The organism is Streptomyces sp. Ncost-T10-10d, assembly GCF_900091955.1.
GTDB lineage: Bacteria > Actinomycetota > Actinomycetes > Streptomycetales > Streptomycetaceae > Streptomyces.
This window is the reverse complement of sequence record NZ_FMDF01000150.1, coordinates 18339-42802: the sequence shown is the minus strand read 5'-3', so window position 1 is coordinate 42802 and position 24464 is coordinate 18339. Positions and strand designations below refer to the sequence as shown.

Here is a 24464-nt window from a genome sequence, read left to right as displayed (position 1 = left end):
GATGCGACGGTGCTCCTGGCGCAGGTACGGCCGCGTACGGATGCGCGACTCCTCATCCCCGCCGGTCTGCGGTCGAGGAACGTACGTACCGGACGAGAAGCGCTCGACGGCGAGGTGCACGGCCTGCAACGCGGCATCGGAGACTTCGTTGCGGTACAGGTCGCTCTTGCCCACCGGGGGCACCGGGAAGGTGGCCGATGCCCAGATGTCCCCGGCATCCATCTCCTCGTCGGCCTGCAGGACCGTCACGCCCCATGTGTCCACGCCCTCCTGGATGGCCCAGTCGAGAGAGGAGGGCCCGCGGTCGCCCGGGGGGCCGGGATGGACGACGAGGCAGGTGTGCGCCGCCCAGACATCCCGGGGGATGGCGGTCTTCAGCAGCGGGGCCAGAATGAGGTCGGGCGCGAACTCGCGCACAGCCCGCCGCAGCGACTCGTCGCGCACGGATGGCTCCGGAGCTGCGAGTTCCACGGCCACGGTGTGGCCCCGGTCCCTCAGTTCCGCATGAACACGCTGAGTAAGGCTGTTGAATGCGCTCGCCATGAGCAGGATCTGCACAACGATCTCCCAACGCCGGCCGGATCCGGCTGGTTGCGATGGTGGGGCACTGCGGGCGGAGCTCCAGCGGCAACCGGCCGCGAAGTCACCCGAAAGCGAACACACCGGCGACCACTCAGTGGAACCCGTGCAGCAAGCCCCGCGCCCAGCGGATCGCAATGAACCGAGCAGCGACATGACGCGGAGCCGGGCATTCGATACGAGCCCGACTACGCATCCCACCGAAGCTGGTCGGCGCCGGTCGGCGTGATCCGCTCCGGCGGCCTGTTATCTTTACGTGACTTCGCGCCGCAACTCTCGGTCACGCTTTGGCCTTTGCTGTGGTGGAGTCGGCGAGGGGGAAGCGTGTGGCCGCCGTCTGGGCGTTTCGGTCCGATCAGCAGCCGCACGGCCTGAACTGAACCTGGGGATGCACATGCCATACACCGGCCGAGACGAATGACTCCGCCGCCCGCCTGACGCGGGCAGACGTCCGCAGGGCCCCGGGAGGGCCGGCCGAAATGGAGTGTGGCGGCGGACGAGCAATGACCACTACACGTGTACGGGCACGGTCGTAGTCTGCGGCCGGCCCGGCCTGTCATGGCTGGATGGAATGACACAGCACAACTTATTCAGCAGAACGGCGCACGCCGCTCGGTCTGCACTGCGCCCCGGGACGGGACGCCGGAATCAGGCGAAGCGACCGCGCCTGCGCCTGCCGCGCAAACCGGACTATCCGCGCACGGGCCGGCGCGGCTGGCGAAGATGGGTGCCCTCGTGGCGGCTGGTCGTGGGGTCGTTCCTGATGTTCATCGCAACGCTCACGACCGTGGTGGGCATCGCCTACGCGCGCACGGACATTCCCAAGGACCTCAACGCGTTCGCCACCCAGCAGGACACCGTCTACTACTGGGCCGACGGGACCCCCATGGCCCGCACGGGCTGGGTGAGCCGCCAGGAGATGCCCCTGTCGAAGATTCCCGATGATGTCCGGTGGGCCGTACTGGCGGCCGAGAACGCCGACTTCTACTCGGACCACGGCATATCGACGCAGGGAATCACCCGCGCGCTGTGGCGCACGGTCGGCGAGGGAGACACCCAGGGCGGATCGACCATCACCCAGCAGTACGTGAAGAACGTCTACCTCTCGCAGGACCAGTCCTTCTCCCGCAAGTTCACCGAGATGCTGCTCGCGGTCAAACTCGACCGCCATGTGAGCAAGGACGAGATCCTCGAGGAGTATCTGAACACCAGCTGGTTCGGCCGTGGCACCTACGGCCTCCAGCGCGCGGCCCAGGCCTACTACGGCAAGGAGGTCACCCAACTCAACGCCAGCGAGGGCGCGTTCCTCGCCTCGCTTCTCAAGGGGGCCTCGCTCTACGATCCCGCCATCAACCCCCGCAACCACGACCGCGCCGTCAAACGGTGGAAGTGGACGCTGGACCGCATGGTGGAGATCGGCAAGCTGAGCCCGGCCGAGCGTGCCCGGTACACCACCTTTCCCGAGCCCAAGCCCCCTCACAAGCCGAACGGCACCGCGGGGCAGGACGGTTACCTCGTCCAGCTCGCCGAGGCGTACGCCAAGCGTGCCGCACACATCTCCGACGCACGCTTCGACCTCGGCGGCTACCAGATCTACACGACGTTCGAGAAGCCGCGGATGACCGCCCTCACCCGGGCCGTGAAGGAAGCGCGCGACACGCTCGATCCCAAGCAGCGCAAGGCCGACCGCCATGTCCGGTTCGGGGCCTCGTCCGTCGCTCCGGACGGCCGGATCCTCGCCGTGTACGGCGGACCGGACTTCGAGCGGCAGGCCTTCAACGAATCCAACGCGGGCACCGTCCCGGCCGGTTCGGCGTTCACCCCGTTCGTCTACGCTGCCGGCCTGGAGCACGGCATCGCACGCGAGCGCAATGGCCCCCGGACCAGCGTGACGCCCTCGACCGTGTACGACGGTGACGACGACATTCCGGTCATGACGCCCGAAGGTCCCTACTGGGACCGCAGCGGCAAGATGGTCAAGGGCCAGAACGACGGCGACCACTCCTACGGCCGCATCAGTCTGCACGACGCCATGGCGAAGGCCGTGAACTCCCCGTTCCTCCAACTCGGTATGGACGCGGGACTGAAACAGGTACGCAGTACGGCCGAGGCATCCGGGCTGCTCCCATCCAGCTTCGGTCCACCCGTTCCCGCGTTCTCGATGGGCAACTCCACACCGAGCGCCATCCGCATGGCCGACGCGTACGGCATGTTCGCGGCTCACGGCATGCACACAGATCCGTACTCGGTACGAAAGGTCACGCGCAACGGCGAGCCGATCCGGCTGAATCTGCCGCAGGCGAAGCGTGCCGTACGGCCCGCCGTCGCCGACGAGGTCACCGCATCGCTCGCCCGGCCCGGTGGGGCGAGCGGCGTCGCCCTTGCCTCGCCGGTCGCCGCCAAGGCCGGAACCACCGAGGACGACACCGCGCGCTGGTACGTCGGCTACAACCAGGCAGCGTCCACGGCCGTCGTGGTGTATCGCATGGACCTGACGAAGAGTCTGGCGCCGCTGCCGCTGAAGGGGCTCGGCGGCGATTCGGCCGCTGGCGAGAAGCTCTCGTCCCAGATCTGGAACACATACACGGAAGCCATGACGAAGTGACAGTTACCGGAGAAAAATCTGCCGTTCGCCGAATACGGGCCCGCTTGACGCCCCGTATCGTCCTGGGGCTCGCGGCATGTGTGGTCGCGTCGGGTTCCGCCGCGCTCATCCCGCTGGCGTCCGACGGATCGGACAGCCGGACCCCTCAGCAGGGCACGAGCACCGTGGCCGCGCCGACGCCCACCGCCCGGGAACATCGCGCGGGTGACGGAAAGAAGACGGAAGAGGAGAAGTGGGACGGGAAGGTCAGGATTCTGGGAGACGGTTCCACGTCCTACACCGGGCCTCAGCCCGGCCAGTTGAAGCCCGAGCGACTCAAGCCGGGTGAGAAGCCTCCCCAGTTCGTGGTGTTCTCGTGGGACGGTGCGCTCGAAAGCGACGATCGCATGTTCTCGCGCTTCCGCCGTGCGGCGAAGGAGAGCAATGCACACATGACGTTCTTCCTCACCGGTATCTACCTGCTCCCGAAGGAGAAGAGAAACCTCTACGAGCCGCCCCAGCACAAGCCCGGAGCGGCCGCGATCTCCTATCCGACGCGCGAGCACATCCGCATGACGCTGGAACAACTCGGCGACGCCTGGCGGGAGGGCAACGAGATCGGGTCCCACTTCAACGGCCACTTCTGCGAGAAGAAGGGTGGCGGGGACTGGAGTACGGACGAATGGATCAGCGAGATCAACCAGTTCTACTCCTTCGTACAGAACTGGAAGACGAACACAGGCTTCAAGGACCTCGACCCGCTGCCTTTCGACCCCACGCGCGAGGTCGTCGGCGGGCGGGCCCCCTGCCTCGAAGGCCAGAAGACCCTTCTGTCGGCGACCAAGCCCTTCGGCTGGCGATACGACGCGAGTTCCCCGGGAGACTTCCAGATCTGGCCCTCCAAGAAGAACGGCATCTGGGACCTCCCGCTGCAGATGCTGCCGTTCCCCGGCAAGGACTTCCAGGTGCTGTCCATGGACTTCAACTTCCTCTACAACCAGTCGGAAGGCAGCACCGAGGGCGACCCCGCGCAGTACCGGACGTGGCGCAAGGAGGCACGGGATTCCTATGTCGCCGGATTCGATCGGGTGTTCAACGGCAGCCGGGCACCGCTGTTCATCGGTAATCACTTCGAGGACTGGAACGGCGGGATCTACATGGATGCCGCCGAGGAAACCATGCGGGAGGTCTGCCCGCGCAAGGAGGTGCGCTGTGTGTCCTTCCGCGAACTGACCGACTGGCTCGATGCGCAGGACCCCAAGGTCCTCGCGCAGTGGCGGACACTCGATCCCGCCCAGCCGCCGAACTGGAAGCACTAGGCGGATGAACGCGGAAAGCGGAGCTCCGGCTGAACAGCTCGTACGACTTGACGAATCGTTCAGGCCGGGGCTCCGCGGTCCGGTGTGCCCGGGCGTCGTCGACGCCCCCCGTCAGCCCGCCTTCTTGACGAACTCCGTGGTGAACGTCTTGGCGAGGTCCACCTTCGCGTTCTGCAGGTTCGGGTTGAAGGCCTTCAGGACCCGCTCGACGGTGGCGGGGCCGTCCGCGGGCATGACGCCGTCCGTGGTGAACATGGGCAGGGTGCTCTTGATGGCCTGTGCGTAGAGCGCCTTCCCGCCGCCCTGGGCGTAGTCGGCAGGCATCTTCGCGGCGATCTCGTCGGCGCTGTGCGTGGACATCCACTTCAGCGTCTTGACGAAGGCGTTGGCCAGCTTCTGGACGGTTTCCTTGTGGCTGTTGACCCACTCGGTCTGCATGTAGAGGCTGGAGGACGGGTAGAGCCCGCCGAGCGCCTGCTTGGAGCCCTCAGGGGTCCGCATGTCGATGAGGATCTTGCCGAGCTTCTTGTCCAGGATGGTGGCGACGGTCGGGTCGGTGGTCATACCTCCCTGGATGGACCCCTGCTGAAGGGCGGAGATGAACGTCTGTCCCGCTCCGACCGCCACGGGCGTGAATTCGCTGGTCTTCACATCGTTGCTCACGGCGAGGTACTTCGTCAGGAAGTCGGTCGACGAACCGATGCCGGTCACGCCGAGCTTCTTGCCCTTGAAGTCCTTGGCCGACTTCATGTCGCCCGCCGCCTGGTTGGAGACGATCTCGACCTCGCCGGGAGCCTGGGAGAACTGGACGACCGACTCGACCTGCTTGCCCTTGACCTGAAGGTCGAGGGTGTGGTCGTAGAAGCCGACCGTGCCCTGGACGTCCCCGGAGACCAGTGCCGTCTCGGCCTGGACGCCCGCGGGCTCGGTCAGGAGCTGGACCGACACTCCCTCCTCCTTGAAGTAGCCGAGCCGCTCGGTCAGCATCGCAGGCAGGTAGATGACCTTGTCCAGGCCCCCGACCATGATCTTGACCTTGTCGTCCTTGCCACCGGAGGCCGAGGTGGAGTCGCCGCCACAGGCGGTCAGGGTGGTCAGGGCGAGCGCCCCTGCGACAGCGACGGCCGAGATCCGGGTGGATGTGCGCATCTGATTCACGTCCTTGTGAAGAAAGAAATCGGGTGTACGGGTGTGCGGCGGGCGTCAGCGGGCGGTGTCGGCGTCGGCCGGTTTCCAGCGGAAGAGCCGCTTTTCGAGGAAGGTCAGCAGGCCTTCGGCCAGCAGCGCGACGATCGCGAGGATGACCATTGCGGCGTAGACACCGGCGGCGTTGAACGTGCCCTGGGAGGCGGCGACCAACAGTCCGAGCCCCTTGGTGGCACCGATGTACTCACCGACAATGGCGCCGATGAGCGCGAAGCCGAAGCTCACATGCAGGCTGGTGAAGATCCACGACGTGGCCGAGGGGATGACCACCTGAAGGGTGACCTGCCGGTTACTGGCGCCCAGGATGCGGGAGTTGGCGACGAGGTTGCGGTCGACCTCCCTGGCTCCCTGGAAGGCGTTGAAGAAGACGGGGAAGAACACGAGGACGACCGCGGAGGCGACCTTCGAGGCCGGCCCGAGGCCGAACCAGATGAGGAAGATCGGCGCGAGCACGATACGCGGCAGGGCGTTGAGCACCTTGATGTACGGGCCGAGGACATCGGCGGCGAACCGGACACGACCCAGCGCGATTCCGAGCAGCACACCGGCGATCACACCGATGACCCAGCCGAGCAGCGCCTCGTAGAGGGTGTACCAGATCTGCTCCCACAGGGAGCCCTGGGCGGTGCCGTCGACGACCCAGGTGCGGATCTGGTCCCAGATCTTCGACGGCATGGAGAAGTTGAACGGGTCGATGACCGCGGTCCGGGCCAGCCACTCCCACAGTCCGATGACCACGAGGAGCACCGCGACCCGGCTGCCGAGCACCAGGTACTTGCGGTTCCGGGCGGCCCGCGCCCGGGCCTGGGAGCGCTCGGTCTTGGTGACGGCGGCATTCATGGTGATGGTCTCAGGCGACATCGAGAGCACCCCTCTCGCGGGTGATGCGGACCTCTTCGCCGAGCGAGGACCAGATCTCCCGGTAGATCTCGACGAACCGGGGCTCCAGACGCACCTGCTCGACCTTGCGGGGGCGGGGAAGGTCGATCTCGAAGACCTCCTTGACCGTGGCCGGCCCCGCGGTCATGACCACGACCTTGTCGGCCAGCGCGATGGATTCCTCCAGGTCATGGGTGACGAAGACGACGGAGGAGCCGGTGCCGGCCCACAGTTCCAGGAGTTCGTCCGACATCAGGGCCCTGGTCTGCACATCGAGCGCGGAGAAGGGTTCGTCCATGAGCAGGATCTCGGGGTCGTTGACGAAGGTGGCCGCGAGGGCGACCCTCTTGCGCTGACCGCCGGACAGCTGGTGGGGATAACGGTCCTCGAAGGAGGAAAGACCGACCCGGGCGAGCCATTCCCTGGCCCGCTCCTTCGCCTCGGGCTTCGGCACGCCACGGAAGCGGGGCCCAGCCATCACGTTGGAAAGCACGGTCCGCCACGGGAAGACCGCGTCCTGCTGGAAGACGAAGCCGACCTTGTCGCCGATGCCGCGCACCGGCTCGCCGCCGACCAGCACCTCCCCCTCGGTGGGCTCTTCCAGACCGCTGACCAGGGTCAGCGTGGTCGACTTGCCGCATCCGGTGGGGCCGACCACGGCGACGAACTCGCCGCGCCCGATCGTGAGGTCCAGATCCCGTACGGCGGTGTGGAGCGTCCCCGACGGAGTCCGGAACGCTTTGCTCGCCCCCCGCAGCTCGATGGCGGGGCTCGTTTCGCTGTTCATGGAGCGGGACGCTAAGGGCGGCCCGGGGACGTGGGCACCCTTGCGCCCACAACTCCTGCTTCTGCCCATAACCCGCGGTTCTGCTCGTTCTGCTCTCACTGCGGCAACGAATGCGCCACGAGGACTGGTCATCGGCGTCGGCGACGTTTACGTTGCGTTCACACAAGGACGAAACGGAGCATCAGGTTCCTGGCCGGCGGAAGGCAGAGAGCAAGCACATGCGGATTCACTGGCCCCGTCGTGTCTTCGCCCAGGTGCTCCTCACCCAGGTGGCCATCACCACCGGCGTGATCATGCTCGTGACAGGTCTCTTCCTCGCCCCCCTCAGCCATCAGCTCGACGACCAGGCGATGCACCAGGCGCTGTCCATCGCCCAGACCGCCGCCGCCGAACCCGGTCTGGTGCACAACCTGACCAGTACCGACCCCAGCCCCACCGGGCCGGTGCAGGCCGAGGCGGAACGGATCCGGCGGGCCACCGGAGCGCTCTACATCGTGGTCATGGACACCCGCGGGGTGCGCTGGTCGCACACCGACACCGCGCAGATCAGCAGACACGTCTCGACCGATCCCAGCACGGCTCTGGGCGGCCGCGAGATCATGCAGATCGACAACGGAACCCTGGGCCGCTCGGCACGCGCGAAGGTTCCTCTGCGCGACAGGGACGGGACCATCGTGGGTGCCGTCTCGGTGGGTATCGCCTACGACAGCGTCCATGAGCGGCTGCTCGGGGCCATTCCCGGTCTGCTGCTCTACTCCGGAGCCGCGCTCGCCGCAGGCGTGCTGGCCGCCCTGGCCGTCTCGCGGAGGCTGCAGCGCAGCACCCATGGACTCGCCTTCGCCGACATCTCCGCGCTGCTGGACGAGCGCGAGGCCATGCTGCACAGCATTCGCGAGGCCGTTCTCGCCCTCGACGCCCAGGGCCGGATCCGGTTGCTCAACGACGAGGCACAGCGTCTGCTGGAGCTGGACCAGGACGCCGTCGGACGGGCGCTGGGCGAGGTGCTGCCGCCGGGCCGTACCACGGAGGTGCTGGTGGGGCGGGTCGACGGGGACAACCTGCTCACCGTCTGCAATGGACGCGTGCTGATCGCCAACCGTATGCCCACCGGTGACGGCGGAGCCGTCGTCACCCTGCGCGACCGTACCGAGCTGGAGCTGCTCGGCCGTGAACTGGACTCCACTCACGGCCTGCTGGATGCGATGCGCGCCCAGGACCACGAGCACGCCAACCGGCTGCACACCCTGCTCGGGCTGTTGGAACTCGGTAGGCACGATGCCGCGGTGGAGTTCGTCGCGGAGGTGGCCAATGGCCACCGGGCCTCGGCGGAGCAGGTCGCGGAACGCGTCAACGATCCTCTGCTGTCGGCGCTGTTGGTGGGCAAGTCGGCCATCGCGGCGGAGCGGGGCGCCTCCTTGCACATCTCACCGGCCACCCGGCTCCCGGACGTGGTGGTGGACCCGCGCGATCTGGTGACCGTCCTCGGCAACCTCATCGACAACGCGCTGGACGTCGCCTCGTTCATCGAGGTCGAGCTTCTCGCCGAGGGCACCACCGCGGTCCTGCGGGTCAGCGACAACGGTCCCGGGGTACCTCCCGGCATGCGCGAGCAGATCTTCACCGAGGGCTGGTCCACCAAGGAGTCACCCGCGCATCGCGGACGCGGTCTGGGGCTGGCGCTGGTGCGCCGGCTGGCCGAGCGCTACGGTGGCGCGGCTCGTGTCACGGCCCGGGCCGGTGGCGGCGCGGTCTTCACCGTCGTCCTGCCAGAGGCACTCAGTGTCCGGCCGCTGTCCGAAGTAGGAGAGTTGCGATGATCGATGTCCTGGTGGTGGACGACGACTTCCGGGTTGCCGAGATCAATGCCGCATATGTCGCCAAGGTCCCCGGCTTCCGTGTCATCTCGCGCGCACACACCGCCGCGCAGGCGCTCGCCTTCCTGGAGCGAGACCATGTCGACCTCGTTCTTCTCGATCACTATCTACCGGACGAGACGGGGCTGACACTTGTACGACGGCTGCGCCAGCTGGGCCACCCGGCCGATGTGATCATGGTGACCGCGGCCCGTGATGTGTCGACCGTCCAGACCGCCATGCGGTACGGCGCCCTGCAGTACCTGGTCAAGCCGTTCAGCTTCGCCGGTCTGCGGTCCAAACTGGAGAGTTACGCGGCCCTGCGCCGCACCCTCGAAGGCATGGGAAACGGCCGCGGCGAGGCGGGACAGGAACAGGTCGACCAGATCTTCGGCGCCCTTCGCACCGCGGATTCCGGTCCCGCGGCAACCCTGCCCAAGGGCCACTCCGCACCCACGGCCGACGTCATCCGCCATGTGCTGTCGGCTGCCGACGAGCCACTGTCCGCCCATGAGGTCGCCGCCCGGGCCGGGCTGAGCCGCTCCACCGCCCAGCGATACCTCAAGTACCTGGAGGGCGCGGGCCGCATCAGCCTCAGCCTCAAGTACGGCGACACCGGTCGGCCCGAACACCGTTACGCGTGGGCGAAGGCGAGCTGATCAGCGTACGGGCGCACTCGTAGCGATGTGACCTCCGCGCCCGGCGCCCGGCACTCCGCGCTCGGCGCACTCCCCCCGTGATCACCGATACCTGCGGCGAACGGGGGCTGCTGATCGGACCGCTGCGTTCGCACACCTCTTGCTGAACGGAACCGGACTGGTAGCGTTCGCCCATATCGTCCCAGCCGACCGGTGCGCCATCCGATGCGACAAGGGCTGATGCATGATGCGAGATGAGACGAAGAATCCGCTCCCTGGCCAACTGCGAGCCGATGAGCCGCCGTTCGGGACATCCGGGACGAGTCCGCAGGACGCGCCGCTCGTGGAGTTCACCCCTGCGGCCGCCGATCTGGTGCGTCGACTGCGGGACACCCACGGTCCGTTGATGTTCCACCAGTCGGGTGGCTGCTGCGACGGAAGTGCGCCCATGTGTTACCAGTACGGGGAATTCCGTACCGGCGGCTCCGACGTGCTGCTGGCCTCGCTCGATGTCGACGGAGTGGCGGAGAGTGTCCCGTTCTGGATGTCGAGGAGTCAGTTCGAGCTGTGGGCGCACACCCGCCTGATCGTCGATGTGGTGGAGGGTCGGGGCAGTGGTTTCTCTCTGGAGGCTCCGGAGGGGGTGCGGTTCCTGATCCGGTCCCGGCTCGTCGGACCTTGAGGCGGCACCGCACAACGCGGGTTTGCCGTAACGGCAGGAATCCTTGTCGGCGGGATGGCGGTGGCCGAATGATCGGGACACAGGTGGCACCGATGGACGAGTCCCGGGATCGACCGTACCCACTCTGCCGAGCCGGGTCGCCCACCAGATGCGTCCCTGCCAGTCGGGCATCACGGAGGTGCCGGGGTCGCAGATGCCGTCATGCCCGCTTCACGGCATCTGCGACACGGTGCGTCGCGCCACGGCCGGCCAGGTACGGGACCGAGGCCGTGGCGTCGCCCACGGTCGCGGTGGTCGAGCATCGCCCGTCGGATCTCGGCGGCCGAGGCCCGTGCGTGGTCCGAAGTGACGGCCGGTCGGCGGCCGGGGGAATCGAAGCGATGCTCAGGCCTTCGGCATTGCGTACATGCGGTGCAGGTGGTGACGAGACAGCCGCCCTCGCACTGCCATCCGGTATCCGGGCAGTCCGCGTGACCGTGCCCGCCCCTGGGGCCCCGGTCACCGAACGGGCTGCGAAGGTCAGGGCTTGAGGCTGCTGACGACGTCGGCCGTGGCCGTCAGGCCGTTCTGAATGGTCGGCGCCATGCTCGTACCCGCCAGGAAGAATCCGAGCATGGCGCAGACCAGCGCATGCGAGATCTTCAGCCCCCCGTTGCGGAGGTAGATCACCGCAAGGATCAGCAGAAGCAGCACCAGTGAGATCGAAATGGCCATGGCCAACCTCCTCCGCCGCGCCGGAATGCGGCATTCGGCGGCCAGTGTGGCGTAGCGGAGAGGCCATCCGGCGGACTGGCATGTCCGCCATATGGGTGTTGACTGGCTGTCACGGTCCGGACGGTGTGCCCGCGTCCGGTCAGCGGTCGAAGCGAGCGGCCTCGGTCCTGGCGTCCCTGTCATGTGTGCGCAGGAACTGTTCAAGCCCTGCCAGGTCGTCGGTGTTGAGATGGTCGACCCCGGCGGCCAGCAGTTCGGTCCATACGGCGTCCCGCTCCGGTCCCGCGACATCGGGCGTGGCCCAGAAGCGGACGCGTTGGCCGCTTCGGTGGGCCGTAGCGACGAGCGAGCGCAGTTTGTCCCGTTCGGCCACGGGGAAGGGCCCCGCGCCCAGCCAGCTGAAGTTGTCGCTCCAGCTGCTGCTGATGAGCGGGATGAACGAGGCGGTGGCTGCGGTCCCGAGGTCGTCCGGCCGGCCGTCGTAGAACGCGTATCGCGTGCGCTGCGCCTCCATCGGGACGCGAGCGGCGCGGTCGCCGGAGATGACGGGCGTGATCGCGCCGGGCCGCACCCGGCCGTGGTGGTACGCCGTCAGCATCTGCCGGTATCGCCCGAGCTGCCGGTCGAGTTCGAGGTAGGCGGCGGCCCCGTCGGTCTTGATGTCGATCAGTAGCTGGACGGGTTCGCGGTAGCCGGGGTGGACCGCGCCGTGGTTGGCCCGGACCCTGGCCAGCAGCGGGTCGAGGTAGAGCGAAGCAAGGGTTCGGGTGGGGTCGAGGTCGGTGGCCTCATGGGCGACCAGCAGTTCCCCGTCCACAAGGAAGATGTCTGCCTCGACGCTGGTGAAGCCGTGGGCGAGCGCGTCGTGGAGGGGGTGCGTGTGCAGGTAGTCGTTGTGCGCGTGGGCCCGGCGCAGCGGGCGCGGACGGTGGCGGCCTGCGACCGAGGGCGCGGCGAACGCCTCGGACGCGACGGCCGTCTGCAGGGACAGCACTGTGCCGGCGGCGACAGTGGCGAGCGCGGTGGTGACGACGCTTCGGCGGGTCGGGAACGCCATGGATTCTCCCGGGAGCGAGGGGCGGATCGGACGGTCGGACGCGTCCGAGTATGCGGCCGTGATCGCTTCAACGGGCAGGCTCTTCACAAGAGTTGATCGGATTGTCGTCCGCTCGTCGGCTGCCGTTCCCCTTGCCGGGCCGGCATCGGTCCAGCGGTGGTGGACGCCGCCACTGCCGGCGTCGGTGCCGGGCGGGCATCGTCGGCGCAACGGCGCGCAGGTGGTACGCGCAGCACCTGTCGCCGAGCAGGGCGTCGGGGCGCCTGCGCGGACGGCCACGACGACCGGAGATCGGCGGTTGTCGACCAGGACGAGGGTCGGGGAGACATCGTTGACGTTGACCGCGGTGGTGATGACCTTGAGCAATTTGCCGCGTCCGTCACAGATCAGGTGGTGCCTGCTGCCTGTCTTCCGGCGGCCGACCGGCGACGGACCGGTGTCGGCACCCCTCCTTCGCGCGGACGTCAGACCCGTCCACGCACGTCCCTGCGGCGTCGGCAGATCTGTCCGGAGCCGAACCCGGGCTCGGGTGGCAGCAGTTGCCAGGCGATGTCGTTGTGCGGGACGTGCAGGATGCCCTGCGTGCGGAGCCGGCCCGCCGCCGGCCGGGTCCCGGAGCCTTGTCCGGCCAGGCCGGTGACAACGGCTCGATCAATCGCCCACAGGTCATCGTCCACGATCCACGGCTGCCTACTCGCAGCATGCGAACGACCGGATCGTCACACCGATCACGCCCCGCCAGGACACTCCTACAAGATCTTGTGGGAGAACCTCCTGGACCGGTGGTACCGGCGTACGCGGCGCGCCGCCACTTCGCGAGGAGATTGTCCGTCCACAGCGGACGAGAGAGGAGGGAAAGGGGAGTACCCACTCCTTTCCACTCTCAACTTATAGCGCATGGGGGGCCTTGCGGCAAGACCCGGGTCATGCCGCAGAATCGTCGGCCGAGGCCAGAGCCGGAGGACCGACAACCGGGTGCTGTGGGACCTGGACGCCCAGAGCAGGCGGTGCGCTGCTCGCCATGGCCACCGTGTTCGTCCCGCCGGTCCCGACGCCTTGCCGCGCGCGATGGTTGCAAGCGGCCTCTATTCGGAGTGATGACGTGAACCCCCTGACCACCAGCGCATTCAACCTTCCCCACAGCCTCTCCCCCAAGGCCGACCCGACGCTGATCGCCGGCGATGAGCAGCACTTCGCGGCCATCGCGGAGTGCCTCGGGCAGTCGATCGCCGAACTGTCCGACCGCCTCGATGCCGAGCGCAGGGCGCCCGGCGGCATCGGCCGGCAGGCGATGGACCGGGACATGGAGATCCACCGGCTGACCGCTCGCCTGCGCGCACTGCGTCGCTTCGGTCTGGACCTGTGCCTCGGACACATGGTCGGCGCGGACAGCTCCGAGCCCGTGTACATCGGACGACTCGGCCTGACGGACAGCGCGGGTCGTCGGCTGCTGCTCGACTGGCGCTCTCCCGCGGCTGAGCCGTTCTTCGGAGCCACCCACGGCAACCCGATGGGGCTGGCAAGCCGCCGCAGGTATCGCTGGACCCGCGGCCGGATCAGCGACTACTGGGACGAGGTGTTCGCCGCGGACGGGTTTGCCGGGCACGCCGCACTCGACGACCAGTCCGCCTTCATCGCCGGCCTGGGCAGCAACCGGTCACCACGGATGCAAGACGTGCTCGGCACCATCCAGGCCGACCAGGACGCCATCATCCGCGCGGGATCCCGCGGCGCTCTCGTCGTCGACGGCGGTCCGGGTACGGGGAAGACCGTCGTCGCTCTGCACCGCTCCGCCTACCTCCTCTACTCCGACCCTCGCCTCGGTCACCGCCGGGGCGGCGTGCTGTTCGTCGGTCCGCACCAGCCCTACCTGGGCTACGTCGCCGATGTCCTGCCCAGCCTCGGAGAGGAGGGCGTACAGACCTGCACCCTGCGCGACCTCGTCGCCGAGGGAGCCGCAGCAACGCTCGAGGCCGACCCGCACGTGGCCCTGCTGAAGTCGTCCGCGAACCTGGTGAAGGCGATCGAGACGGCCGTCAGGTTCTACGAGGAGCCGCCCACCGAGGGGATGAGGATCACGACCCAGTGGTCCGACATCTGGCTGAGCGCCGACGATTGGGCCGTGGCGTTCGAATCAGCAGGACCCGGTGCTCCGCACAACGAGTCGCGCGACCAGGTCTGGGAGGAGCTGCTCACGATCCTGGTGGACAAGCACGACGGCGAGGTCTCGGCCGACCTGCTCCGCAAGTCGCTTCTGCAGAACAGGGAGCTGCTCATGGCCTTCGACCGCGCGTGGCCGCTGCTCGAAGCGGCCGACCTCGTCGGAGACCTGTGGTCGGTGCCCGCCTATCTGCGGAAGTGCGCTCCCTGGCTCAGCCCCGATGACGTGTCGCAGCTGCAGCGCGTGGACGCCCAGGCCTGGACGGTGTCCGACCTGCCGATCCTGGACGCAGCACGGCAGCGGGTCGGCGACCCGGAGGCGTCGCGCCGTAGGCGTCGGCACAACGCCTCTGTCGCCGCCGAACGCGAGCACATGGCCAACGTCATCGATGCCCTGCTCGAGGCCGATGACGACGGTGAAGGTGCGGTGACGATGCTGCGCGGACAGGACATTCAGGACACACTGGTCGACGGGACGGCATCGCCCGGCACCGAACCGGACCTGCTGGCCGGCCCGTTCGCGCACATCGTCGTGGACGAGGCTCAGGAACTGACCGACGCCGAGTGGCAGATGTTGCTGCTCCGGTGCCCGTCCCGGAGCTTCACCATCGTCGGGGATCGTGCCCAGGCCAGGCACGGGTTCACGGAGTCGTGGCAGGAGCGGCTCGAGCGGATCGGGCTCGACCGGATCAACCTGGCTTCTCTGAGCATCAACTACCGGACGCCGGAGGAAATCATGGCGGAGGCGGAGCCGGTCATCCGGGCCGTGCTCCCGGACGCCAACGTGCCGACCTCCATCCGCAGCAGCGACGTCCCCGTCGTACACGGATCCGCTTCGGATCTGAGCTCGATCCTGGACACCTGGCTCACAGCACATGCGGACGGGGTCGCCTGCGTCATCGGCGATCCCGCATTCCGGGCGACGTCCCGCGTCCGGTCGCTGACCCCGGAGCTGTCGAAAGGGCTCGAGTTCGACCTGGTCGTCCTCATCGACCCGGAGGCGTTCGGCAAGGGCATCGAAGGAGCGGTCGACCGCTATGTCGCGATGACCCGGGCGACCCGGCAACTCGTCATCCTCACAAGCTCCTGACGTCGGCCGGACGCGTCGCTGATCGGCTCCACCTGCATACCGGTAGAGCTCGCCCCCTTCCGGAATGTCGGCGGCAGCTCCTTGTTCAACTCGTACAAGGTGCGGCACCGTTCCGGCGTATCACCCAATTCGGCAAGGGTGGTCGGCCGGATGCCGCCGACGCGACACCTCGTCGCGTACTTGCCCCAGGACCCTCATCGTCGAGTGCGCCAAGGGCATGGGCCTCATCCGGTCGGACTCGTGGACTCCTGCGTCGCGACGCAACCGGAGATTTCCTGCCAGCCGACTGTACGGTCGCACCAGCGTTCCAGCAGCACCCGGTCGTGGCCGACGGCCAGCAGCCCGGCCCCGGAGTCGCGTCGGTAGGTCTCGACCACCGCGACCAGAGCGGCGGTCGTCGACGCGTCGAGCATCGCGGTCATCTCGTCACAGATCAGCCAGCCAGGCCGCAGGACCAGCGCCCTGGCCAGACAGGCGCGCTGCAACTGGCCGTCGCTCACCTCGTGGGGACGCCGGTTCAGCAGTTCGGCCGTGAGACCGACGGCCGGTGCCAGCTCGGCCACCCGGTCCGGCACCTCCGCGCGCCGCCCTGTCGCCCGCAGCGGCTGGGCGATGAGTTCGCGCAGGCTGAGCCGGGGGTCGGCCGAGAGCCGGGGCTGTTGGAAGACGACGCCGACCGCGGTCCGCTGCGCCCGCGGGGCGCGGTGCCGCCAGCCCCGTACCGGCCGGCCGTCGAGTACGACCGTGCCCGCGTCCGGGCGATGCAGCAGGGCGGCGACCTTGGCCAGGGTGGACTTGCCGCAGCCGCTCGGGCCGAGCAGTCCGACGGATTCCCCCGGCGCGATCGTCAGGGACGCATCGCGGACGACGGGGTCGCGGGGGTCGTATCCGGCGGTGATGCGGGTGAGTTCAAGCATGGGCGGACTCCTCCGCGCCTGCCCGCGCACCGTGGTGGCACGCGAGATGGCCGTCGAACGGGGGTGGTACGGAGCACCGGTCGTCGGCGCGGCTGCAGCGGGCCGCGAACGCGCACCCGTCGGGGAGGGCGCCGAGCTCCGGCGGCATTCCCGGGATGGGGGCGAAGGCGCGCTCGGGCAGGGCGTCGAGGAGGCCGCGCGCGTACGGATGGCGTGGCCCCGGCTCTCCGAAGAACCGGTCGGCGTCGGCGAGTTCGACGATGCGGCCCGCGTACATCACGGCGACGCGGTCGGCGATCCGCTCGGCCGCGGCCAGATCGTGGGTGATGATCAGCAGCGCCCTGCCCCCGTCGGTGTGGCGGCGCAGTTCGTCGACGGTTCGCTCGACCAGGTCGCGGTCGAGTCCGGTGGTCGGCTCGTCGGCCAGGAGGAGAGGTGCGTCGCCGATCAGGGCGAGCGCGGTTGCGGCGCGCTGGGCGAGACCGCCGGAGAGCTCGTGCGGATACCGGTCCAGGTGGCCGGCCGGGAAAGCTGCGCGCGCGGCGGCTTGCTCCGCCGCGGCGCGCAGCGTGGGCTTTCGGATGCCGGTCAGTTCACGCAGGGTCTCCTCCAGTTGGGCGCGCACCGTTCGGACGGGGGTGAGATGGGCTGCGGGGCTCTGCGGTACGAGTCCGACGCGGCGGCCTCGTACCGTCCGGGCGAGGGTCCGTTCATCGGCGGTGAGGAGATCGGTCCCGTCAGCGAGCAACGCCGAACCCTCGGTCTGTGCATTGCCGGGCAGCAGCCCCAGCAGCGCCGAGGCGAGTACGGATTTGCCGCAGCCGCTCTCACCGACCAGGGCCAGGCACTCCCCCGCAGCGAGGTCGAAGCGTGCGTCGCTGACGGCCGCGATGTGCCGCCCGCCGCCCATCCGGAAGCGGACGGAGAGCCCACGGACGGAGAGGACCGGGGTCTGCGGGTTCGGGGTCTGCGGGTCCGGGGTCTGCGGGTCCGGGGTGGGCTTCACAGCATCAGCTCCGATCGGCGACGCGGGTTGATCCGTTCCCGCCAGGCGCCGGCGAGGCCCGCCAGAGCGAGTGTCGGGATGATCAGGAACAGGCCCGGGAAGAGCGTCGGCCACCAGTCCCCGGCAAGCAGCGAACCGCGCGCGGTCTGCACGAGGTTGCCGAGGCTCGCCTGGTGGGTGGGGAGTCCGAGTCCCAGGAAGGAGAGCGCGGACTCGTGCCACATGGCGTGGGGCACCATGAGCACCGCGGCGAGGCCCGCCTGCGGAAGCACGGCGGGCAGCAGATGCCGGACGATGACCCGCCCGCGCGAGGCGCCGCCGGAGATCGCCGCGTCGATGAACGGGCGCGAGCGCAGCGACAGCACTTCGGAGCGGACGATCCGGGCCGTCGAGAGCCAGTGGGTGAGGGCTACGGACACGATCACGGGGCCGACGCCGGGCCGGAACATGGCGACGATGAAGATGCCGAGCAGCAGATGCGGTACGGACGAGAAGGTGTCCACGAGCCGCATGACGATCCGGTCGGTCCAGCCCCCGAACGCGGCGGCGAGCGCGCCGACGGCGGTCCCGATGACGGTGGCGGTGAGCCCGGCGACGATACCGACGAGCAGTGAGACGCGGAGCCCGTAGACACAGCGCAGCAGCAGGTCACGGCCGACGTCGTCGGTACCGAAGGGGTGTTCCCAGGAGGGTGGTCGGAGTTTGGCCGCGAGGTCGACGGCCTGCTGGTCGAGCTGGACCAGCGGCGGTACGAGGAGCACCGCGAGGAGCACCGCGGCGACGATCCCGGCGGAGCTGACCAGGCGGATACGGCGGGACATGCGGCGGGCAGGTCCGAGGACGAGTTCAGCCATCGAAGCCCACCCTCGGGTCGGCGATCGCGTACAGCAGATCGGAGAGGAGGTTGCCGAGGACGACCGCGGCGGTGGCGAGCACCGTGAGCGCCGCGAGCAGCGGGAAGTCGACCGAAGTTGCGGCCTGCACGGTGGCCGCGGCGATGCCGGGCCAGCTGAAGACCGTCTCGACGAGCAGGGCGCCGGTGATGAGTTCGGGGACGCGGGAGCCGATGAGGGTGAGCATCGGCAGCATCCCGCAGCGCAGTGCGTGGCCGAGCAGCACGGTGCGTTCGCGCAGTCCACGGGCGCGTGCGCCGCGCACCGGGTCCTCGTCCAGTGCGTCGGCGACGCCCTGGCGTACGTAGAGGAAGAACCACGGTAGCTGGGAGATCCCGAGCACGGCCGCCGGGAGCACCAGATGGGTGGCGACCTGGCCGAAGGTGACCGTGTCGCTGGCCGCGTCGGTGAGGCCGCCGGCCGGGAGCACATCGAGTTTCAGGGCGAAGAACCAGATGGCGAGCAGGCCGAGCCAGAAGGCGGGTGCGGCTTCGAGCGTGTAGGCGGCGGAGCTGACGCACCGGTCGAGCAGGCCGCCGGGCCTGCGTGCGGCCAGCACACCGAGGCCCGTACCCAGGACGACGGCGACGCCGAAGGCGCTCGCGGCGAGCAGCACGGACCAGCCCAGGCGTTCGCCGATGACATCGGCGACCGGCTGGCGCATCACACTGGAGTCGCCGAGGTCGCCGCTGAGCGCGGAGGTCAGCCAGTTCCACCAGCGGGTCACCAGGGGCTGGTCGACACCGAGGTTGACCCGCAGCTGGTCGAGGTTCTCCTGCGAGGCGGTGAGGCCGGCGGTGCCCGCGTACGCCTTGACCGGGTCGAAGGGGGAGGCGGCGGCGACGGCGAAGACACCGAACGTCACGGCGGCCAGGACGGGGACGGCGAGCAGCGCCCGCCGTCCCGCCATCCTGCCCATCGGCCCCCAGGGGAGGCGGTGGTTCACTTCTTCGGCGTCCAGTCCTCGACGTTCCACCACGGGCCGGATGCCAGACCGTGGTCGTGCGGTTCCACCTGGGTGGTGAGCGCACCGAAACGGTCCTTCACGACGTAGAGATGGTCGATGTGGGTGAGGAAGGTATAGCCGGGGTTCTTCACCAGTTCGCGCTGGACGGTGTCGTAGGCGGCCTTGCGCTCGGCCGTGTCACCGCTCCTGCGGCCCGCTTCGAGGGCCTGGTCCACGGCCTTGTTGTCGTACCACGCCATGTTGTTGAAGCCGTCGCCCGCGAGCGAGGACTTCAGCAGGGTGTACTGGTCGAAGTCGGGGTCGGCGGGCGATCCGCCGCCGGCGAGGACCGCGTCCTGCTCCATCCGGGGTTCGATGACCTCCCAGGTGCCGGCCTCGGTGGTGATGTCTATGCCGGCCTTCTTGGCGTCGGAGGCGTAGGCGAGCGCGTGGTCCTGACGGAGCTTGTCGCCGGTGAGGTACCAGAGCGGGAACGCGGCGCGTACGCCGTCCTTGGCGCGGATGCCGTCCTTGCCGGGCTTCCACCCGGCGTCGTCGAGGATCTTCTTCGCGGCGTCGAGGTCGTGGGTGCGTTCGGTGCCCTTGGCGAACCACTCGCTGTCGGTGGGGACGGGGCCATAGGCGGCCCTGCCCTCGCCGTTGAGTATGGAGTCGACCATGGCCTGCCGGTCGACGGCGACATCGAGAGCGCGCCGGATCGCGGTGTCGCCCGCGACCACGTTGTGGGTGGGCAGGGTCACGGTGCGGTAGTCGTACGTCGTGGCGGCGTACGTGCGCGTGCCGCTGTCGCGGGCGAAACCCTTGGCCAGGTTGGGGGGCAGGATCGCGCCGTCGAGCTCGCCGGAGCGCAGCCGGGTGACGCGTACGTCGTCGTCCTTGATGATCGCCATGGTGAACTTCTTCACCTTCGGTGCGCCGCCCCAGTAGTCGGGGTTGGCCTTGAAGCTCAGCTTCTCGCCCTTGGACCACTTGGTGAGAACGTAGGGTCCGGTGCCGATGGGGTGGGTGGTGAAGGCGCCGGTGTTGACGTCCTGCCTGCCCGCGACGTGTTCGGGGGCGATGGGCAGGACGGTGCGCTGGGCGAAGGGCGCGTAGGGGTACTTGAGCGTGAAGACGACGGTGTCGTCGCCGGACGCTTCGACGCTCTTCACCGCGTCGAGTTCGGTCCGGGACGCGTTGTTGGTCTTCTCGTCCAGGATGGTGCGGTAGGTGAAGACGACGTCCTCGGCGCCGAACGGCTTCCCGTCACTGAATTTCACGCCGCGGCGGAGCTTGTACGTGTACGTCAGTCCGTCGTCGCTCACCTCGGGCAGGGCGGTGGCGAGCGCGGGCCGCAGCTTCATGTTCCCGTCGAGGGCGAGCAGCCCGTCGAAGATCTTGGAGTTGCCGTCCTTGCCGTAGCCGAGGAGCGGGCTGAGGCTGTCGGGCTCGTAGGCGATACCGACCACCGCCGTGTCCCCGGCGCCCGAACCGGAGTTGCTGCCGTCCGAGCCACCCGGTTGTGAGCAGGCTGCCGCGGTCAAGGACAGCACGGTCGCCATTGTCGCGGCGGCCGCTCCCCGTATCGATCGGGCCGTCATACTCTGCACATCCCTTATTGAAGATCGACTGTTATTGCGAGTTAGTCGCAATTAAACAACAGGTAAAGGGATGCTCGGTACCCCGCCGGGCGAGGAAACGGCGGAGCGGAGGTGCGTGAACACGCACCTCCGCTCCCAAGTCCCGCTGTGTCGCGGGGCGTTCCCCGCGTCCGGTTACGGTGCGGGCAGTTCCACGAGTTCGGCAATGGCCTCGCGATGGTGTCCGGCCGTGCCGTACGCGATCGAGTCGGCCTTGGCGCGCTTGAGGTACAGGTGCGCCGGGTGCTCCCAGGTCATGCCGATGCCGCCGTGCAGCTGGATGCACTCCTCCGCCGCGTGCACCGCGACCTTCGAGCAGTACGCCTGCGCGACGGCCACCGCCAACGGCGTGTCGGGACTGCCGGTCGCGAGGGCGTCCGCGGCGTTTCGCGCGGCGGCGCGGGCCGACACGACCTCCAGCCAGAGCTGCGCCATGCGGTGCTTGAGGGACTGGAACGAACCGACGGGCCGGTTGAACTGGTGTCGTTCACGGGTGTAGCGGACCGTCTCGGTCAGGCACCACTCGGCGAGTCCGAGCTGTTCGGAGGCGAGCAGTCCAGCGCCCGCCAGCAGCCCTCGGCGCACGGCGGAGACCGCGGACGCACCGTCGGCCAGGCGGGTTCCGGCCGCTCCGGCGAGGTTGACAGTGGCGAGCGGGCGGGTCAGATCGAGCGAAACGAGCGGCTCGACGGTGACACCGGCGGAGCCGGTCTCCACCGCGTACAGACCGTCGGTCGTCGGCACCAGCAGCACATCGGCCGCGGCCGCGTCGGCAACCCCGGTCACCATCCCCTGCACCGCGCCGGCCACGACACCGGCCGGTTGCGCCGCGGCGGGCGCCGGGGCGGCGAACGGCACGGCGAGGACCGCGATCCTGCGTCCGGTGGCGAGGTCGCCGAGGAGTTCGACGACCGGTCCGTCCAGCGCCGCAAGCGCGAGGAGCGTCTCGGTGGCGACGACCGCGCTCGTCAGATACGGCGCGGGGGCGACGCTGCGGCCCAGCTCCTCCAGCACCACCGCGGCCTCCCGGTGTCCTGCACCCTGCCCGCCCAGCTTCTCCGGCACCAGCAGCCCGGCGGTGCCGATGCCGGCGGCGAGGGCTCTCCAGAGCTGCGGGTCGTACGGCGTGTCGGACTCGACGCGGGCGAGCACCGTCGGCGCGTCGCACCGACCGGCGAGCAGCGAACGCACCGCTGCCCGCAGATCGTCCTCGGCCTCCGAGTACAGCAGATCGGGTGCCTGGGTCTCTTCGGTCGGTGCGCTCATCGGGCCAGGTCCTTCCAGGCGACGTCCTTGTCGTTGCGCGGCTCGACGGGCAGGCCGAGGACGCGCTCGGCAACGATGTTGAGCAGCACCTCACTGGTGCCGCCCTCGATGGAGTTGCCCTTGGAACGGAGGTAGCGGTAGCCGGCATCACGTCCGGTGAAGTCGACGAGCTCCGGGCGGCGCATGGTCCAGTCGCTGTACAACAGACCTTCCTGGCCGAGGAGTTCGACTTCCAGGCCGCTGATCTCCTGGTTGAGGCGGGCGAAGGCGAGCTTCATACCGGAGCCTTCGGGACCGGGCTGTCCGGCGACGAGCTGCTGGCGCAGCCTGGTGCCGGTGAGCCTGGCCACCTCGGCCTCGACCCAGAGGGTCAACAGTCGCTGATGGAGGTCGTGGGTGCGCAGTTCGGGACGCGCGCGCCAGGTGCGGGCCACCGGGCCGATCATGCCGCCCTCGCGTGGGATGCGTGCTCCGCCGATGGAGACCCGCTCGTTCATCAGGGTGGTCCGGGCGACCTTCCAGCCTTCGCCGACCGGGCCGAGGCGCCTGCTGTCCGGGATGCGCACGCCGGTCAGAAAGACCTCGTTGAACTCGGCCTCGCCGGTGATCTGGCGCAGCGGCCTGACCTCGACGCCGGGGTCGGTCATGTCGCAGATGAAGTAGCTGATGCCGCGGTGCTTGGGCTGGTCCGGGTCGGTGCGGGCGATGAGGATCGCCCAGCGGGCCAGATGGGCGCTGGACGTCCAGACCTTCTGTCCGTCGACCACCCAGTCCTCGCCGTCGCGTACGGCCCGGGTGCCGAGTGCGGCGAGGTCGGAACCGGCGCCCGGTTCACTGAAGAGCTGGCACCAGACCTCCTCGCCGACCCACAACGGGCGCAGGAAGCGCTGCTTCTGCTCGTCCGTGCCGTAGCCGAGGATGGTGGGGGCGGCCATGCCGAGGCCGATGCCGATCCGGCGCGGATCGTTGTCGGGGGCGCCCGCGGCGGCGAGTTCGGCGTCCACGACGGGCTGCAGGGAGCGCGGCGCGTCGAGGCCGCCGAGGCCGGCCGGATAGTGCACCCAGGCGAGTCCGGCGTCGAAGCGGGCCTTGAGGAACTCGGTGCGGTCGGTGGTGACCGGGGGGTGCGCGGCCAGCAGGTCCTGGGTACGGCGGCGGATTTCGTCCGCGTCAGGGGTTGTCATCGGGCGGCTCCTGTCGGGAGGACGACGATCCGGCCGGTGCTGATGCCGTCGGCGACCCGCTGGACGGCCACCGCGGCCCCGGCCAGCTCGACCCGCTCGCTGATCAGCGGCTTGATGACGCCCTGAGCCGCGAGCCGGGTGAGTTCGTCGTGGCAGGCGCGGACCGCGGCCGGGTCCTTGGTGTTGTACAGGCCCCAGTGGAGTCCGAGGATCGAGTAGTTCTTGACGAGGGCGTGGTTCAGCGCCGGGGTGGGGATGGCGCCGCTCGCGAAGCCCACGACGACGACCCGGCCCTCGAAGGCGATGCACTTCACGGACGTGGCGTACGCCTCGCCACCGACCGGGTCGTACACCACGTCGGCGCCGCGCCCGCCGGTGGCTTCCTTGACCGCGGCGACGATGTCCTCGCTGCGGCGGTCGATGACCAGGTCGCAGCCGAGTTCTGCGGCGATCTTCGCCTTCTCGGAGCCGCCGACGACCCCGATGACGGTGGCTCCGGCCGCCTTGCCGAGCTGCACGGCCGCGCTGCCGACACCGCCGGCCGCGGCGTGGACCAGGAGGGTCTCGCCCGCCTGGAGGTGCGCCCTGCGGTGCAGGCCGAACCAGCCGGTCTGGTAACCGATGTGCAGGGCAGCGGCCTCGGCGTCGTCGAGGGCGTCCGGGGCGGGCAGAAGGGCCGACTCGTCCGCGACGACGTACTCGGCGAATCCGCCGTTCGGCAGGGCGGGGGTGGCGAGCACCCTCCGTCCGTCCGCCGTCCTGCCGCAGATCTCCACGCCGGGTGTGAACGGCAGCGGCGGCCGCACCTGGTACTGGCCGCGGCAGAGCAGCGCGTCGGGGAAGTTGATGTTCGCCGCGAGCACCTCGATGAGCACCTGCCCGTCGCCGGGCGTGGGCCGGTCGGTCTCTTCGAGCCGCATCACCTCGCTCGGCTCGCCGTTCCGGTGCACTCGCCATGCCTGCATGAGGGGCCTCCACAACACTGTCGGCATTACCACTGCTCCGGCGCATACTAAGCGGTCGCTTGCCCCTCTGGGAACAACCCGCCGATGCCGGTTTCGGCC

Annotated in this window: 21 protein-coding genes; 6 read left to right on the top strand and 15 right to left on the bottom strand. The window is 69.1% G+C overall.

Annotated elements, in window-relative coordinates; genetic code table 11:
• The coding region (locus tag GA0115254_RS26840; protein ID WP_305137739.1) for a formyltransferase family protein at positions 1-558 on the bottom strand (558 nt) is incomplete at its 3' end.
• Between the two features lie 592 nt (positions 559-1150).
• On the opposite strand from GA0115254_RS26840, the gene GA0115254_RS26835 reads away from it, so the two are divergent.
• Together GA0115254_RS26835 and GA0115254_RS26830 are read left to right on the top strand one after the other, a co-directional pair.
• Complete coding sequence (locus GA0115254_RS26835; RefSeq protein ID WP_093897867.1) at positions 1151-3184, top strand: transglycosylase domain-containing protein; 2034 nt, start codon at positions 1151-1153, stop codon at positions 3182-3184.
• A gap of 44 nt (positions 3185-3228) precedes the next feature.
• Positions 3229-4482, top strand: coding sequence for a polysaccharide deacetylase family protein (locus tag GA0115254_RS26830; RefSeq protein WP_256102790.1), 1254 nt, complete (start codon positions 3229-3231; stop codon positions 4480-4482).
• 111 nt (positions 4483-4593) lie between these two features.
• Here the strand turns inward: GA0115254_RS26830 and GA0115254_RS26825 are convergent, their stop codons facing one another.
• From GA0115254_RS26825 to GA0115254_RS26815, 3 genes are read right to left on the bottom strand one after another with little or no spacing between them, the layout of a single operon-like run.
• On the bottom strand, positions 4594-5631 hold the full coding sequence (locus GA0115254_RS26825; protein WP_093897865.1) for an ABC transporter substrate-binding protein: 1038 nt from the start codon (positions 5629-5631) through the stop codon (positions 4594-4596).
• Between the two features lie 54 nt (positions 5632-5685).
• Positions 5686-6549 (bottom strand): ABC transporter permease, encoded by an 864-nt coding sequence (locus tag GA0115254_RS26820; protein WP_093897864.1) that lies wholly within the window; start codon positions 6547-6549, stop codon positions 5686-5688.
• Complete coding sequence (locus GA0115254_RS26815; protein WP_093897863.1) at positions 6539-7354, bottom strand: ABC transporter ATP-binding protein; 816 nt, start codon at positions 7352-7354, stop codon at positions 6539-6541. The genes GA0115254_RS26820 and GA0115254_RS26815 overlap by 11 nt, the downstream gene beginning before the upstream one ends.
• Positions 7355-7572: 218 nt before the next feature.
• On the opposite strand from GA0115254_RS26815, the gene GA0115254_RS26810 reads away from it, so the two are divergent.
• From GA0115254_RS26810 to GA0115254_RS26800, 3 genes are all read left to right on the top strand, one after another.
• Positions 7573-9171, top strand: coding sequence for an ATP-binding protein (locus tag GA0115254_RS26810; protein WP_093897862.1), 1599 nt, complete (start codon positions 7573-7575; stop codon positions 9169-9171).
• On the top strand, positions 9168-9866 hold the full coding sequence (locus GA0115254_RS26805) for a response regulator (RefSeq protein ID WP_093897861.1): 699 nt from the start codon (positions 9168-9170) through the stop codon (positions 9864-9866). The genes GA0115254_RS26810 and GA0115254_RS26805 overlap by 4 nt, the downstream gene beginning before the upstream one ends.
• 322 nt (positions 9867-10188) lie before the next feature.
• Complete coding sequence (locus GA0115254_RS26800) at positions 10189-10527, top strand: DUF779 domain-containing protein (protein WP_256102789.1); 339 nt, start codon at positions 10189-10191, stop codon at positions 10525-10527.
• A 519-nt stretch (positions 10528-11046) separates the two neighbouring features.
• On the opposite strand, the gene GA0115254_RS26795 is transcribed toward GA0115254_RS26800, so the two are convergent.
• The 3 genes from GA0115254_RS26795 to GA0115254_RS26785 form a co-directional block, all read right to left on the bottom strand.
• Complete coding sequence (locus GA0115254_RS26795) at positions 11047-11241, bottom strand: hypothetical protein (protein ID WP_093897859.1); 195 nt, start codon at positions 11239-11241, stop codon at positions 11047-11049.
• Between the two features lie 139 nt (positions 11242-11380).
• Entirely contained in the window at positions 11381-12298 is a 918-nt protein-coding gene (locus tag GA0115254_RS26790; RefSeq protein WP_093897870.1) for a phosphatidylinositol-specific phospholipase C/glycerophosphodiester phosphodiesterase family protein, read from the bottom strand.
• Positions 12299-12762: 464 nt separating this feature from the next.
• Positions 12763-12975, bottom strand: a complete 213-nt coding sequence (locus tag GA0115254_RS26785; protein WP_093897858.1) for a transposase — start codon at positions 12973-12975, stop codon at positions 12763-12765.
• Between the two features lie 425 nt (positions 12976-13400).
• On the opposite strand from GA0115254_RS26785, the gene helR reads away from it, so the two are divergent.
• On the top strand, positions 13401-15548 hold the full coding sequence (helR, locus tag GA0115254_RS26780) for an RNA polymerase recycling motor ATPase HelR (RefSeq protein WP_093897857.1): 2148 nt from the start codon (positions 13401-13403) through the stop codon (positions 15546-15548).
• A 224-nt stretch (positions 15549-15772) separates the two neighbouring features.
• On the opposite strand, the gene GA0115254_RS26770 is transcribed toward helR, so the two are convergent.
• The 8 genes from GA0115254_RS26770 to GA0115254_RS26735 all read right to left on the bottom strand — a co-directional run bounded on the left by GA0115254_RS26770 (position 15773) and on the right by GA0115254_RS26735 (position 24365).
• Positions 15773-16465, bottom strand: coding sequence for an ABC transporter ATP-binding protein (locus GA0115254_RS26770; protein WP_093897856.1), 693 nt, complete (start codon positions 16463-16465; stop codon positions 15773-15775).
• Positions 16458-17375: an ABC transporter ATP-binding protein gene (locus tag GA0115254_RS26765; RefSeq protein ID WP_093897869.1), complete on the bottom strand. Its 918-nt coding sequence runs from the start codon at positions 17373-17375 to the stop codon at positions 16458-16460. The genes GA0115254_RS26770 and GA0115254_RS26765 overlap by 8 nt, the downstream gene beginning before the upstream one ends.
• A gap of 92 nt (positions 17376-17467) precedes the next feature.
• Positions 17468-18325 carry an ABC transporter permease gene (locus tag GA0115254_RS26760; protein ID WP_093897855.1) on the bottom strand — a complete coding sequence of 286 codons (858 nt, stop codon included), beginning with the start codon at positions 18323-18325 and terminating at the stop codon, positions 17468-17470.
• Positions 18318-19283: an ABC transporter permease gene (locus GA0115254_RS26755; RefSeq protein ID WP_176740300.1), complete on the bottom strand. Its 966-nt coding sequence runs from the start codon at positions 19281-19283 to the stop codon at positions 18318-18320. Before GA0115254_RS26755 ends, GA0115254_RS26760 begins: the two co-directional genes overlap by 8 nt.
• Before the next feature lie 23 nt (positions 19284-19306).
• Complete coding sequence (locus tag GA0115254_RS26750; protein ID WP_093897853.1) at positions 19307-20911, bottom strand: ABC transporter substrate-binding protein; 1605 nt, start codon at positions 20909-20911, stop codon at positions 19307-19309.
• A 174-nt stretch (positions 20912-21085) separates the two neighbouring features.
• A complete protein-coding gene (locus GA0115254_RS26745; RefSeq protein WP_093897852.1) occupies positions 21086-22216 on the bottom strand; it encodes an acyl-CoA dehydrogenase family protein in 1131 nt (376 codons plus the stop codon).
• Positions 22213-23400 (bottom strand): acyl-CoA dehydrogenase family protein, encoded by a 1188-nt coding sequence (locus tag GA0115254_RS26740; RefSeq protein WP_093897851.1) that lies wholly within the window; start codon positions 23398-23400, stop codon positions 22213-22215. Before GA0115254_RS26740 ends, GA0115254_RS26745 begins: the two co-directional genes overlap by 4 nt.
• A complete protein-coding gene (locus GA0115254_RS26735) occupies positions 23397-24365 on the bottom strand; it encodes an NADPH:quinone oxidoreductase family protein (protein ID WP_093897850.1) in 969 nt (322 codons plus the stop codon). Before GA0115254_RS26735 ends, GA0115254_RS26740 begins: the two co-directional genes overlap by 4 nt.
• Positions 24366-24464 lie beyond the last annotated feature (99 nt).

Bases quoted from the DNA above. Each gene is read 5' to 3' on its own strand.
- GA0115254_RS26750 (WP_093897853.1), bottom strand. From the start codon at position 20,911: ATGACGGCCCGATCGATACGGGGAGCGGCCGCCGCGACAATGGCGACC.
- GA0115254_RS26765 (WP_093897869.1), bottom strand. From the start codon at position 17,375: ATGGGCGGCGGGCGGCACATCGCGGCCGTCAGCGACGCACGCTTCGAC.
- GA0115254_RS26810 (WP_093897862.1), top strand. From the start codon at position 7,573: ATGCGGATTCACTGGCCCCGTCGTGTCTTCGCCCAGGTGCTCCTCACC.
- GA0115254_RS26740 (WP_093897851.1), bottom strand. From the start codon at position 23,400: ATGACAACCCCTGACGCGGACGAAATCCGCCGCCGTACCCAGGACCTG.
- GA0115254_RS26820 (WP_093897864.1), bottom strand. From the start codon at position 6,549: ATGTCGCCTGAGACCATCACCATGAATGCCGCCGTCACCAAGACCGAG.
- GA0115254_RS26770 (WP_093897856.1), bottom strand. From the start codon at position 16,465: ATGCTTGAACTCACCCGCATCACCGCCGGATACGACCCCCGCGACCCC.
- GA0115254_RS26790 (WP_093897870.1), bottom strand. From the start codon at position 12,298: ATGGCGTTCCCGACCCGCCGAAGCGTCGTCACCACCGCGCTCGCCACT.
- GA0115254_RS26835 (WP_093897867.1), top strand. From the start codon at position 1,151: ATGACACAGCACAACTTATTCAGCAGAACGGCGCACGCCGCTCGGTCT.
- GA0115254_RS26815 (WP_093897863.1), bottom strand. From the start codon at position 7,354: ATGAACAGCGAAACGAGCCCCGCCATCGAGCTGCGGGGGGCGAGCAAA.
- GA0115254_RS26745 (WP_093897852.1), bottom strand. From the start codon at position 22,216: ATGAGCGCACCGACCGAAGAGACCCAGGCACCCGATCTGCTGTACTCG.
- GA0115254_RS26805 (WP_093897861.1), top strand. From the start codon at position 9,168: ATGATCGATGTCCTGGTGGTGGACGACGACTTCCGGGTTGCCGAGATC.
- GA0115254_RS26735 (WP_093897850.1), bottom strand. From the start codon at position 24,365: ATGCAGGCATGGCGAGTGCACCGGAACGGCGAGCCGAGCGAGGTGATG.
- GA0115254_RS26825 (WP_093897865.1), bottom strand. From the start codon at position 5,631: ATGCGCACATCCACCCGGATCTCGGCCGTCGCTGTCGCAGGGGCGCTC.
- GA0115254_RS26760 (WP_093897855.1), bottom strand. From the start codon at position 18,325: ATGGCTGAACTCGTCCTCGGACCTGCCCGCCGCATGTCCCGCCGTATC.
- GA0115254_RS26795 (WP_093897859.1), bottom strand. From the start codon at position 11,241: ATGGCCATTTCGATCTCACTGGTGCTGCTTCTGCTGATCCTTGCGGTG.
- GA0115254_RS26755 (WP_176740300.1), bottom strand. From the start codon at position 19,283: ATGGGCAGGATGGCGGGACGGCGGGCGCTGCTCGCCGTCCCCGTCCTG.